This window comes from Gilliamella sp. ESL0443 (assembly GCF_019469165.1).
Lineage (GTDB): Bacteria > Pseudomonadota > Gammaproteobacteria > Enterobacterales > Orbaceae > Gilliamella > Gilliamella apicola_E.
This window is the reverse complement of sequence record NZ_CP048263.1, coordinates 1,571,654-1,584,671: the sequence shown is the minus strand read 5'-3', so window position 1 is coordinate 1,584,671 and position 13,018 is coordinate 1,571,654. Positions and strand designations below refer to the sequence as shown.

Genomic DNA, 13,018 nt, shown 5'->3' with positions numbered 1-13,018 from the left:
GTAAATCAACATGTAAATTTTAGTTGATATCGATAATGTTTATCGGTTAGTAAATATTCACTGTGAACATTTGGTGTCCAAGAATCATCACCGCCTATTCCCATATGATAAGCATCAATACTGACATAGGCGTCTTGTTGTGGTTCTAATAAGTGTCTATGGCTTTTTTCCATCAACTGTTTTGTTCCATATTGATTGATGTTAAATTTAAATTGATGACCAGTAATCATCATCTCATTAAGTGTTAATTGTTTTACATCACAGCGTAGGCCGTTTTCACATGGATAAATGTAAGGTGTGTAAAGTTCAGAAAATGGTAATGACCAATCACCAAAAATCGCTGAAGTTTTTCGATCTGGATAATTTTCATGTGGTCCTAAGCCAAGCCATTTCACCTGTTTTGGTATCCCTTTTAATTGATACGTCAAACCTATACGAGCTGGTGCTGGCATGTCATTGGCAATGTCCACTTCAACTGAGATAGTTAAGATACCATCTTGATCAAACTGATGTACCCACTTACTTTGAATAACTTTGCGTTTTTTTACCGAGTAGCTGTGCAAAACTTCAATGATCACATAATTCTCAGTTTGTGATGCTCTTATTGCTAAACATTTGTGGCTTAAATCAAAGTAACCCGCCGCCTTCCACTGTTCGACCCATGCATATGGATTGTTATTACTGTCAAAGTCACCACTAATTCCAATATCATTATCGATTGGTGCTCGTATAAACTGATCTGCAATAGCGCTGGCTAATAGTGGTTTTTTGTTTTTGCTCCATTGACTAAGTTGGCCAGTTTTTTTGTTGATTTGCCAACTCTGGTTCTTCCAATTAACAACAAATTCGGTTTTATTTTCAGTTAATTTTAGTGATGTTTTGTTGTTACTAAATGCTAATTGTGGAATAAACCTATTGGTTAATTTAAATTGTTCCCAAGCCACAACGTGTTTTGCTGGAGACCAAGAAGTAGCTCTATTTTGGATAACTCTGAGTGATAAGTGTAAGTCTTCACCATCAAAGTTATTATCAATGTCATCTATAAGTTTGAGTTCAATAGGGTTATTAGGTGAAATAGTCAGTTTAACTTTACCACTCAGTTGGATTTTACCATCAACCAACAATTCCCATTCTAATGTTTCATTGTTAGTAGTATAAAATAAATACTCACTCTTTACTTCAATAACTAATGGTTTTTGGTTTACAAGTTTAAATTGGAAAGGTTGTTGTACTTTTTTAGCTTCAATTAAACTTGGGTGTGCTTGGCGATCAGGAAACACTAAACCGTCTAAACAAAATTGTCTATCATGATACGCTTCACCAAAATCACCACCGTAAGCCCAATAACTTTCGCCAGATTTGGTATGGCAACGAATACCATGATCAGCCCATTCCCAAATAAATCCTCCTTGTAATCGAGGATATTGTCTAAAGGCTTGCCAATATTTATAGAATGCACCTAGACTGTTTCCCATTGCATGAGCATATTCACATAAAATAAGTGGTCGTTCTTCATCAGGCATGGATATCCATTTTTTTATCGCCCATTTAGGCACATTAGGATGAGGTTGATCTTGTTCAACTCGGGCATACATAGGGCAAATAATGTCAGTAGCTTTAGTATTGGCACCACCACCTTCATATTGCACTGGACGAGTTGGGTCATTGCTTTTTATCCATGAGTATAGTGCATCATGATTTGCCCCGTGCCCTGATTCATTTCCTAATGACCAAATAATTATGGCAGGATGATTTCGGTCACGTTGAACCATGCGAGTTACTCGTTCACTATAAGCTGCTAACCAACGAGGATCGTCAGATAATCGAGACATTGGGAACATGCCGTGCGATTCAATATTGGCTTCATCAACTACGTATAGTCCAAATTCATCACAAAGTTCATACCAACGAGGATCGTTAGGGTAATGGCTGCAACGTACAGCGTTGAAGTTGTGCTGTTTAATTAACTTGATATCGTGCAACATGGCTTGTACGGTAACAGCATAGCCCATATCAGGATAAAATTCGTGACGGTTAGTTCCTTTAATAAGAAGTGGTTTACCGTTTAAACAGAGTTGCCCATGTTTGATTTCAACAGTTCGGAAACCAATATTATAAGCCTCTGATTCAATCAAGCCGGTTTTCTTATGATTTAAGCTAACAACTAGTCGGTAAAGATTTGGGGTTTCGGCACTCCACAATTGTGGTTTATTGACGGGAATATGGCATGTCATTCGGTCATTATATCCACCTTTTTCATCAACAAAAGATATTCCGATTGGTTGCGTTTGTTCAAGAATGAGTTTGTCTTTTTGCCATAACTCAATACCGACATTTAGCATGTCTATCTCACTGTCATGCTTTACGTTAACTTGCAATGTTAATATTGCATTTTGATAGCAAGCGTCAAGCTCCGTTTTAACATGAATATCACTCAAATGTGATTTTGGTTTGTTAAGTAGTGAAACTCCACGGAAAATACCACTTAATCGCCACATATCTTGATCTTCTAAATAACTACCATCACACCATTTCAATACTAATACAGCAATTCGATTTTCACCTTCTTTTAAAAAAGGCGTTAAATCAAATTCAGCAGCGATGCGACTGTCTTGTGAATAGCCAACCCAATTGCCGTTACACCAAAGATGAAATGCTGAGCTGACACCATCAAATATAATTCTTGTGTCCCCTTTATTTAACCATTTTTTATCAATTTTAAAATAGCGAGAATAGCAACCAGTTGGGTTATCTTCAGGAACAAATGGGGGATTATAAGGAAATGGATATCGGATATTAGTATAAACAGGCGCATCATAGCCATGTAATTGCCAATTTGATGGAACTGGAATAGTATTTTTATCTATTTCTTTTTTTAACCATGATACAGGTACTTGTTTAGGATTTTGGTAATAACTAAAAAACCAGTCACCATTAAGTGAAATAATGGCACTTGAATCAGCATTATTTTTAGCACTTTGCTTGTTTCGCCAACTATGAAATTTTGGATGGGTATCAAGTTTGTTCATGCTTAATACAGATAGATTATTCCAATCTTGTCTGTTGATAATATCATCTAGGGACGGATTCATAAGCCTCTCCATTTGTTCAAGTATATCTGATAATGTCTAAAATCTTTTTTGACTTTTTAATTATAATGATTCAATTATTGAAAACAGTGATCAAGTTAACATTTGTGTAATCGAATACATTTTTATTTAATTGACTTTATTTTTATAATTTTAATTTTTTATGTATGCGATTACATTGGTAGGTATACTTTGATTAATTTATATTTTGTATCAATTATTCAATTGGATAGACAGAATACCGTTTAGAGAGGGTGGGCGTATATATATTAATTAAATTTGCTGAAGGTGCTTCGCCTTTTGCCAAGCATAATGCTAGTTCCGCAGCTTGTTCAGCCATTGTATGAAGTGGGTAACGGATGGTGGTTAATTTTGGATGTAAATAGCGCGCAAGTAGCAAATCATCAAATCCAATAATGGAAATTTCTGCTGGAATTTTTATGTCGTTATCATATAACACTGACATTGCACCAGCGGCCATTGAGTCGTTATAACAGGCAATTGCGGTAATTTCTCGATTACGTTCCAATAGTGACATCATTGCTTGTTCTCCTCCTTCTTCATTAGGTGAGGAGAAGGCAATAAAGTTTTCATTAACATCAATATTGTGTTCAATTAATGCATCTTTATAGCCTTGTAACCGATCGGACGAGTCAGAAATTTCATGGTTAGAGCATAAATATCCAATTTTAGTATGTCCATGCTGGATTAAATGTTTTACGGCTAGATATGAACCATAACGGTCATCTAGAGCAATACAACGCTTTTCAAAACCTTTCAATAGCCGATTGATTAATACCATCCCTGGCACTTGCTCCATTAATTTTATCAATCTGCTATCGGGTAACATTTTTGCATGAACAACTAGTGATGAGCAGCGATGCTCTATTAAGTGAGTTATTGCATTATATTCTTGTTGTTCATTATGGTAACCATTACCAATTAGCAAAAAATGTCCTGTTTTGGATGCAACTCTTTCTACCGTGCTAACCATAGCACCAAAAAATGGATCGGATACGTCAGCCACAACAATTCCAATAGTATTAGAGTTTTGTTGTGATAATGCACGAGCATTAGCATCAGGATAATAACTTAATTTTTCCATGGCTTTTTTTACGGTTTCGCGTGTGGTATCACTAACGTTTTCGGCGTTGTTAATCACTCGCGAGACTGTCGCAACAGAAACTTTAGCTAAATGTGCAACATCTTTTATTGTCGCCATAAAAAAAACCTTTTAAATTATTACCGTAACTTTTTTAAAGTTTATTATTAGTTTTGTGTTGGTATCAAGTTAAGTAGAGCTGTTAATAACTAAGCCAAAAATGATTCATAATGAAGTTATGAAATATTACAGAATACGTTCTTACTTATCTTAAATAGCTGATACAGATATCTGCTCACTTTTATGACTTAATGTATGATAATAAAGCAAAATTTTGGCTTTGCCAACAAAGCATTGACGCCTGAATCGTTTCAGTTGTAATTTATTAATAAGGGGAATGATTAATTGACTAATTTCCCCTCAAATTAGTTAAATTTTAACCAGTTCGTGCTATTTTGCCGTAACTTTTATTAACATTGCGGTAGCAGGATCGAGTACAGGTAATGGTAAGCCGATATTCATTAACCAATCTCCTGACAGTGTGGTATCTGTTGTCATCCATTTTGGAAATGATTTCATGGCGTGGCCATTTACTTGCGGATCAATGTGATCAGGTAGATCTAGAATTTCGATTTTGTATTGCTTATCAGCTAATAATCCAACTAAGCGTAAGTTACCACTTAATGCATAAGTCGGTAATGCCAATTGCGCTATAATAAATGCTGCTTCTTTTTTATCCTGACTTACCACACCATAGCTTTGCATAGCTGCGCTATCATCAACATCTAAACGAACACTATTACCACTATGCAATAATGGGCGTAGCTGTTTATGTAAACGGATATAATGAGTAAAACCTTTTTGTTCTTCTGCCGATTCTTTCACGGGATCGAGTTCAACACCCATATGTCCAAATAATGCTGTTAATCCTCTTAAATTCATATCTAATTCACGATAGGTGGTGTGACAAGTTTTGCCGCCGATATGAGCACCCATTACCTCAGGTGGGAAGAAGTAGCTCATACCTCGTTGTATGATTTGTCTATCTAATGCATCATTCGAATCTGAGGCCCAAAAACGTTGAGTACGTTTTAACACTTCAAAATCTATACGACCACCACCAGAAGAACATGATTCAATTTCAACATTAGGATATTTTTCTTGCAGAATATCCATTAAACGATAAACCGCATTAGTTTGTCCAACTACAGCTGGGTGACCTTCGTGGCCTGCCTGAACAATTTCTCTATTCATATCCCATTTAATATAGTCAATATCATAACTACCGAGTAACCAATTTAATCTTTCGAGTAGATAATCAAATACCGCTGGATTTTGTAAATCAAGTAAGTATTGATGACGCCCTTCAGGTTGATTGTAGCCAGGTAATTCAAGTAACCAATCAGGATGTGCTCGATAAAGATCAGAGTTTTTACTGATCATTTCTGGCTCAACCCAGATACCAAATTCCATTCCTTGTTTTTTTACATGTTTGATAACTGGTTCAAGTCCTTTTGGATATTTGCGTTTATCTAAATACCAATCGCCTAATGCTTGATAATCGTCATCACGTTTGCCAAACCAACCATCATCAATGATAAAACGTTCAACACCCAGTTGTGCTGCTTTTGTCGCCATTTTCATGATGTAATCAGGGTTGTGATCGAAGAAGATTCCTTCCCAAGTATTAAGATGGACTGGACGAGGTTTATCGCTTGCGAAATGGATAATATTTTGGCGTAAAAATTGATGGAAATGCTGACTCATCTTATTTAAGCCTTCATTACTATAAGTTGCATAAAGCCAAGGAGTACTTAATGTTTCACCTTTAGCTAATGATATTTCTCCAGCAAGATAAAGTGCTTCGGCTTGGATAAAGCGCTTACCATTACTTTTCACTGCAACTTGGATACGATGATTACCACTCCAACCTAAATGGATACCCCAAACTTCACCAGTTTGTTCTTTAAATCCATCGGTACCAACTACCATACCCGGAAAGTATTCGTGTGAAGTTCGACCACGGCGGTTTTCTTGCAGGTATCCACAATGTTCGATTTTTGTTCTGTGAGGGAAGAACTCTTTAATCCAACGACCACTAAATGCCATTAATTCTTGTGCACGTTCAGGAATTGGTAATGTTACAGATAAACGGTTGACTTGATATGGTTCTTTACCTAGATTAGTCAGACTATTTTGACATTGTAATACACCGGTTTCATCTAAAATCAGCTTACTAGTCAAACGAAGTTTTGCAATACTATCTTCACTAATTATAGTTATATCATTTTTTTTCTTGGTTACTTTTTTGGTAACAAAAACTGGTGACCAATCTTTACCATTTCGATGACCTTCTAGTCCTGGCGAGCTAAAGTTTCCTACTCCTTCCTCAGGACAAAGGGTGAACGGGACATCGATATCAATACGTGAATTGGGCACGGCAGGTATAAGCATATCGATATCATCAAGATTTACGTTTTGTAATCGTTTACCAAAATAGCAGAGTTCAGCATAAGGTTGGGTGCGTAAGATAATATCTATATCGCGGGTTCTAAGATGGCAATTCATATTCTCTCCAAAGGTTAATCACTTTTCGGATATAGAATAATAATAATTTTTATTAATTAATATGATTAATTTTTAATTTTGTGATTAAGATCCCAATTAATGTAATCGTTTCCATTTTATTTTTCTAAAATGGCTAATTAAGCAATTTTTATTGCAAATGGTTGTGCGAAAAGGCAGTATTTTGTGTTATTATGATTTTTAATCATGGGTGAAATTTTAAAATATTATGAAAAATATTATTACTTTATTTTCTTTAATTACGCTGGTTTTTAGTGTTGAAGCAGCAGATAAATATGTGACTGAAAATGTTGATATTTATCTTCGCCGCGGTCCAGGTTCTCAATATGCCTATACGAATGCAGTTAAAGCAGGGGAAAAAGTTGCAGAACTAGAGAAAAGCGCTGACGGTAAATACACCCGGATACAACTTCCTAACGGTAGCTCGGCTTGGATTGAATCAAATAAACTAAAAGATCAACCTAGCCTTAAAGTACTTGTCCCAACGTTAGAGTCAAAACTTGCGGAATATAAAGATAAGGTTGATAACGCAGAGCAGTATAGACAAAATGCTATCAATGATTATTCCGAAAAATTAAAACAAGCCGAACAAACAATTGAAAGCCTACAAGCTAGAAATAAAGAATTAGAACAAATCAATAAATCACAAGACACTAAACTTGAATCAATGCTAAATCAAGTTGATGACAAGCGACGAGACCTTATTGTTACTTGGTTTACTTATGGTGGCTTAGTAGCTGGTGGTGGATTCCTATTAGGTTTAATTTTGCCAGCTATTATGCCGGGGCGCCGCAAAAAAGATCGCTGGATGCGCTAAATGAGCAAATTCTATCTTGTTGGCGGTTCTGTTCGAGATAGATTATTACATCTTCCTCTTGTTGATCGAGATTGGGTTGTAGTTGGTTCTACACCCGATGAGCTTTTAGCTCTAGGTTATCAACAAGTTGGTAAAGACTTCCCTGTCTTTTTACATCCCATAACTAAAGAAGAATATGCCTTAGCTCGAACCGAGCGAAAATCGGGTAAAGGCTATACTGGATTTATTTGTGACTTTAGTAAGGATATTACCTTAGAGCAAGATCTTATCCGCCGAGACCTGACTATTAATGCTATTGCCATGGATGAAGATGGTAATCTTGTCGATCCTTATCATGGTATTGATGATATCAAACTTAAATTATTGCGTCATGTTTCCCCTGCGTTTAGAGAAGATCCTTTACGAGTGTTACGAGTTGCTCGATTTGCTGCTCGTTTTTATCATTTAGGTTTTAGAATCGCATCTGAAACGCAAAAGTTAATGGAAGAGATGGTTTTAGCCGGTGAAATAAATACTCTTACTCCAGAGCGTGTTTGGAATGAGACCGAGAGGGCATTAGCAAGTTCCGATCCACAAGTTTATTTTCAAGTGTTAAAACAATGTGGTGCTTTGGCGATATTATTTCCATCATTAACTCTTTCTTATACTGTTGCAGATGCATTAAAGAAATCAACTTTATTAACCGATGATTTAACGGTTCGTTTTGCAGTATTATTTGGTGAATTAACAACTGAAGCAGAAAAACTTTGTTCACAAATTAAAGCACCAAATCAATATACAAAATTAGCGATAATGGTGCAGCAATACCGTCTTAAAGTTGAAAACGTGACACAATTAACAGCTGAACAAATTATTGATTTATTCAATCGAATAGATGTTTGGCGTAATCCTCATCATCTTAATCAATTAATTATTGCTAGCCAATCTTATGCTAAAACAGAATCATTTCCACAAGCAAAGTACCTAGAAAGGGCATATAAATTAGCTCATGGCGTCAATGTTCAAAATATTATTGCTGAAGGTTATAAAGGAAAGTTGATTCAAGATGAGTTACAAAAAAGGCGAATTGAAGCGTTATTAAACGGTATTTGATTGCATCTTAATCAATTGTCACTTTTTTTCAAAATATCTAAAAAAAAGGGTTGACGATTTGCCGTAACACAAGCATAATGCGCCTCGCAGTGTTGGTTATGACGTTGCGAATGAAATGGCTACGTAGCTCAGTTGGTTAGAGCACATCACTCATAATGATGGGGTCACAGGTTCGAATCCCGTCGTAGCCACCATTAAGATTAAGTTATACTTTAACCGAAAGTATATTATGCGGGTGTGGCGAAATTGGTAGACGCACCAGATTTAGGTTCTGGCGCCGCGAGGCGTGGGGGTTCAAGTCCCTTCACCCGCACCATTTAATCTTAATATCTATCCTTTATTGGGGTATAGCCAAGCGGTAAGGCAGCGGGTTTTGATCCCGCCACGCCCAGGTTCGAATCCTGGTACCCCAGCCATTCCAATCTGCAAATTTTGATATCTATTAGCTAATCTGTTTTGCTTTTTACATTCTTAGTTATTCCTCTTCACGGGTATGGCGGAATTGGTAGACGCGCTAGATTCAGATTCTAGTTCCGAAAGGTGTGCGAGTTCAAATCTCACTACCCGTACCAGATATCTTTTCTCCTTTATAATTGGGGTATAGCCAAGCGGTAAGGCAGCGGGTTTTGATCCCGCCATGCCCAGGTTCGAATCCTGGTACCCCAGCCATTAAGACCTAACTTAATACTTTAGTTTGCTGTCGAGAAATGAATTAATGTGCAGTCAAACTTAAAAGTAATAATCATCGCACTTTAATCTACAAGCGCAATGATTAGAACAATTATTATTTAAGTACACAGACGAAATTTAATTCATTATTTTTGGGTTGCCACTCAATCGCTCCTATAGTTGTACCAACAGTATATTGGTTGGTAGCATCTCGTTCATCAGATGTCCAATATAGATGACCTTTAGGAAAATGATTACCCGGGTAGGTGTGGTGATAAAGTTTTCCTTCGTTTGTTACATTACCCCATTCTCCTAGAAGGCTATTACCAATCCTACGATAATAGTGATTAGTTGTAATAGCCAAACAGTTATCAGAATTATTATCTGATTTACATGGACCATTGGTTATAAGGTTTTGGTCGCTATTGGTCAAATCCTCAATAGTAGGAACAACATATTTACCATTGCAAACACTTGCGCTTTGGTTGTAATGGTAAACATCTTGGCTTGGCGATGTGAACCATTTCTTAATCGTAAACGTGTATATATCTTCGCCATCAGATTTTATGGTAAAGGTAGGATTTACATCCGTTGCTTCACCTGTCAATTTTACTTGAAGCCCTGTATTAATTAGATGACTATCTATATCACCAACAGTAATTTGGTTTATTTCTATATTCACGCCTTTTGAACTATTTGATGATGTTATCGTCGATAAATCAAATGGTGCTCCAGCTATAAACATAAGGAATCGGGCTTGATCAAATCCCGTTGTTGGAAACCCACCAGAACTTACTTTATTGACGAAACCAGAATCAATAACGTGTTGATTAGCATCCCCCCAAGTTAAATAGACCCAATCACCAGTATAATCCCGATTTTCGAAGAGGAATGAATGCACAATTGATGGACGATTGGCACAAACAGTTGGTTTGATTGCATTGTAAATCAAAAAATCTTTTTTAGCTCCTGGATAAACTTTATAATTTGGAACACCATATTGCGTTACTAAAGCAATAGAGCCTGAAATTCTAATATAAGGACTCCAACCTAATCTTGCCAACTCACAAAAAGTTCTGTTTCTATCTGATTCAAGTAATAAATAGGATTTATTATCATAGCGATAGAACCAATCTATTTTAAATCCCCCATCGGGTGGGGTTATTTGAGTTATACTATCTCCATCATCATCAGCAACTAATTGACTGTCAACTGGATTAGACATGGAAAAAGGTATCATTGTACCGTCAAGACCATAATTAGATTTTAACGATGTCATTAATTGATTAGGTGTGGTGGCATTGGGATCAACTTGAGGGAAATTGATATTTTTTAGTTGACGATTTAGGTCATTGATTCCCGTAAAAACCTGAGATTGGAATTTTATCCCAAAATATTGGAAGTTTTGTTGATCATACTCTCGGGAACCATTAACACCAACCGCATCAGGATCGATAAAATATGGGCGATTGCCATTAATAGATTGTGCTGTGACTGCTACCAGTGCAAAAGCTAAATTACTCATTAAAAATATCGAAAATAAAACAATAAACCTTATTGAAAATTGAGAAAACTTTTTAAATTTAAATCCTTTCAATAACATCATGTTACCTTACCTTTTAATTCTTAAATTTAATAGAAAGATACAATCATTACGTTTCAATTAAGTTGATACTTATTTCAATGTTAAAAATGTTAAAAATGTGGGAAAATTAATTTATTGATAAAAATATTTTTTTATTACTGACATGCAAAAATTGAATAAAAACTATCCATGCGGAAAAAAGAGTTTTTACGCATGGACAGCCTTGAAAAAATGATTATCTATATAAATTTACATAAACAGTTTGCGCTGTTTCAGCACGGTTATTTGATATTTCTTTTACATAGTAGAAGTGTGCATCGTTAGCGATAGCATATTTTTGTGCTGCTGCGCTAACTTCGCTGGTATTATTAAATGTTCCATGGAAAACGATTGTTTTATATGGCTTCATGATTTTGAATGCTTCGCTCGTAATTTCATAAGCATCTTGACCTGCGATTGCTTTAGAAATGATAAAGTCACGAACTGGCGCCTCTTTTTTGTATAATGCAACATCAACATCTTGTTCACGATTTTTTACATCATCAGCAATAATTGAGTAAACATAAAACGCGTAGGCATCTTTTTCAGAAGCGATTTTACTCGCTGCATCTAAAATTTCAGAAGTGTTATTATAATCGCCTTTAAATTTTACGACTGCAAATGGTAAATAATAAAGAGCTTTTGAACGAGGATAAAGCACAACACCGTTGTGAGTAACTTCTTCATTGCTTACCGCAATAGGTGCATTTGATTTATAAACATCGGCATAAACAATTGCACGATCAGTTGATGTGCCTGTAGAAGGTTGTTCAATACCAGTTATATGATAATATTTAGCACCAACTTCGTCTGCAGCTTTTGATATATCATCTGCTGCATTTTGTGCTTGTAAGTAGCTACCGGTTACAGAGATTTCTTTGAAGGGAATTAAGTTATTACTTTCTTCTGCTGTTAATGGTAAAGCCGCATAAATATTGGCAATAGGTAGAGATAATAGTAAAGCTAATGCAATAGATGATTTATTATAACGTTTCATAATAATGTCCTTTGTATTTATGTTATAAAAATAAAAAAACAATCTGTAACGCTTATTCTATGAGGGTATTGCATGAGAGTATGAAAACGAAAAACGCTCTCGGGATCTATCTTTTACTAATTCTTTCAAACAGCTAGATAAAACAATGTGGAAATTGTGGAAAAGAAAAATAACCGTTAAATAGTATATATCAATTAGAATATTTTTGTAGGTATCACTTTAAATTTTTGTAAAGAATATATTTTTAAGCATTTTATGCTAAAGAAATATTACGATATTAAATAATATTATTTTTGTAATAAATCATCACATTACAGCTAAATATTTATATTTATGGTGCTTATAAAACAATTAATTATCTGTGCAGTTAATCCCCAAATGACATAATCACCATACTGATAAAAGTGTACATCATGTTGCGATTTCTTTTGCCAATTTGCTGTGCGATTTGGAACTAATTCAAAAGGGAAATTATCATCAGGTTTAAAGCCAACAAACATAGTTGCTTTTTTGGGGGGATGCTCAATAAACCATGCTAATGGAACCATAAAAACCGACTCAACTTCATCATGATTAATTTGTAAGTTATCCAATTTATCTACATGCTCAATTTTTGCAACAAAAGGATAAATTATCATGCCTAATGAGGCATAAAATTTAGGTAATTGACCTAGTATTGTAATTTGATCAAGCGTAATACCCAACTCCTCGAAAGTTTCACGTTTGGCGGTATATTCAGGGCTGATATCCGATAACTCAACTCGTCCTCCAGGAAAACAAATATCGCCTGGTTGCCATTTAAGTTTTTTTGAACGTACCTGAAAAAGCAGGTGCAATTGGTTTTCAATAGTGATAATAGGGATTAACACGGCAGCTTTATTCATGAATTGAAATTGCTTTTTGGTATTTTTCAAAGATTGTGATATTTTTTCTAGGGTGATCATAATATTTATTTCATTTATTTGTAAATTTACATTCTTTTTACGCTATAATAGAAAATTATTGGAGAAATTGTTAGTCAATAGTACATCTGTTTCACCTG

At 35.4% G+C, this 13,018-nt stretch carries 8 protein-coding genes and 5 tRNA genes; 7 read left to right on the top strand and 6 right to left on the bottom strand.

Features of this window, described 5'->3' with window-relative positions; all coding sequences use genetic code 11:
* Nucleotides 1-5 precede the first annotated feature (5 nt).
* From GYM76_RS07240 to GYM76_RS07230, 3 genes are all read right to left on the bottom strand, one after another.
* Nucleotides 6-3,104 carry a beta-galactosidase gene (locus tag GYM76_RS07240; protein WP_220225042.1) on the bottom strand — a complete coding sequence of 1,033 codons (3,099 nt, stop codon included), beginning with the start codon at nt 3,102-3,104 and terminating at the stop codon, nt 6-8.
* 202 nt (nt 3,105-3,306) lie between these two features.
* Nucleotides 3,307-4,311, bottom strand: a complete 1,005-nt coding sequence (locus GYM76_RS07235; RefSeq protein WP_065562192.1) for a substrate-binding domain-containing protein — start codon at nt 4,309-4,311, stop codon at nt 3,307-3,309.
* A gap of 330 nt (nt 4,312-4,641) precedes the next feature.
* On the bottom strand, nt 4,642-6,759 hold the full coding sequence (locus GYM76_RS07230; protein ID WP_220225041.1) for an alpha-galactosidase: 2,118 nt from the start codon (nt 6,757-6,759) through the stop codon (nt 4,642-4,644).
* 226 nt (nt 6,760-6,985) lie between these two features.
* On the opposite strand from GYM76_RS07230, the gene GYM76_RS07225 reads away from it, so the two are divergent.
* From GYM76_RS07225 to GYM76_RS07195, 7 genes are all read left to right on the top strand, one after another.
* Nucleotides 6,986-7,594, top strand: coding sequence for a TIGR04211 family SH3 domain-containing protein (locus tag GYM76_RS07225; protein ID WP_065562190.1), 609 nt, complete (start codon nt 6,986-6,988; stop codon nt 7,592-7,594).
* A complete protein-coding gene (locus GYM76_RS07220) occupies nt 7,595-8,686 on the top strand; it encodes a hypothetical protein (RefSeq protein WP_220225040.1) in 1,092 nt (363 codons plus the stop codon).
* A gap of 117 nt (nt 8,687-8,803) precedes the next feature.
* Nucleotides 8,804-8,880, top strand: a tRNA-Met gene (locus tag GYM76_RS07215).
* A gap of 37 nt (nt 8,881-8,917) precedes the next feature.
* Nucleotides 8,918-9,002 (top strand) — tRNA-Leu (locus GYM76_RS07210).
* Between the two features lie 25 nt (nt 9,003-9,027).
* A tRNA-Gln gene (locus tag GYM76_RS07205) sits at nt 9,028-9,102 on the top strand.
* Between the two features lie 71 nt (nt 9,103-9,173).
* Nucleotides 9,174-9,258 (top strand) — tRNA-Leu (locus GYM76_RS07200).
* Nucleotides 9,259-9,280: 22 nt separating this feature from the next.
* Nucleotides 9,281-9,355, top strand: a tRNA-Gln gene (locus tag GYM76_RS07195).
* Nucleotides 9,356-9,470: 115 nt separating this feature from the next.
* Here the strand turns inward: GYM76_RS07195 and GYM76_RS07190 are convergent.
* The 3 genes from GYM76_RS07190 to GYM76_RS07180 all read right to left on the bottom strand — a co-directional run bounded on the left by GYM76_RS07190 (nt 9,471) and on the right by GYM76_RS07180 (nt 12,860).
* A complete protein-coding gene (locus tag GYM76_RS07190) occupies nt 9,471-10,880 on the bottom strand; it encodes a hypothetical protein (protein ID WP_220225039.1) in 1,410 nt (469 codons plus the stop codon).
* A 295-nt stretch (nt 10,881-11,175) separates the two neighbouring features.
* A complete protein-coding gene (locus GYM76_RS07185; protein ID WP_220225038.1) occupies nt 11,176-11,976 on the bottom strand; it encodes a YdgH/BhsA/McbA-like domain containing protein in 801 nt (266 codons plus the stop codon).
* Between the two features lie 317 nt (nt 11,977-12,293).
* Nucleotides 12,294-12,860, bottom strand: coding sequence for a CoA pyrophosphatase (locus GYM76_RS07180; RefSeq protein WP_220225037.1), 567 nt, complete (start codon nt 12,858-12,860; stop codon nt 12,294-12,296).
* Between the last annotated feature and the right edge of the window lie 158 nt (nt 12,861-13,018).

What these genes read in the sequence shown, in the direction of transcription:
- GYM76_RS07240 (WP_220225042.1), bottom strand. Translation starts at nt 3,104, where the DNA reads ATGGAGAGGCTTATGAATCCGTCCCTAGATGATATTATCAACAGACAA.
- GYM76_RS07235 (WP_065562192.1), bottom strand. Translation starts at nt 4,311, where the DNA reads ATGGCGACAATAAAAGATGTTGCACATTTAGCTAAAGTTTCTGTTGCG.
- GYM76_RS07230 (WP_220225041.1), bottom strand. Translation starts at nt 6,759, where the DNA reads ATGAATTGCCATCTTAGAACCCGCGATATAGATATTATCTTACGCACC.
- GYM76_RS07225 (WP_065562190.1), top strand. Translation starts at nt 6,986, where the DNA reads ATGAAAAATATTATTACTTTATTTTCTTTAATTACGCTGGTTTTTAGT.
- GYM76_RS07220 (WP_220225040.1), top strand. Translation starts at nt 7,595, where the DNA reads ATGAGCAAATTCTATCTTGTTGGCGGTTCTGTTCGAGATAGATTATTA.
- GYM76_RS07190 (WP_220225039.1), bottom strand. Translation starts at nt 10,880, where the DNA reads ATGAGTAATTTAGCTTTTGCACTGGTAGCAGTCACAGCACAATCTATT.
- GYM76_RS07185 (WP_220225038.1), bottom strand. Translation starts at nt 11,976, where the DNA reads ATGAAACGTTATAATAAATCATCTATTGCATTAGCTTTACTATTATCT.
- GYM76_RS07180 (WP_220225037.1), bottom strand. Translation starts at nt 12,860, where the DNA reads ATGAATAAAGCTGCCGTGTTAATCCCTATTATCACTATTGAAAACCAA.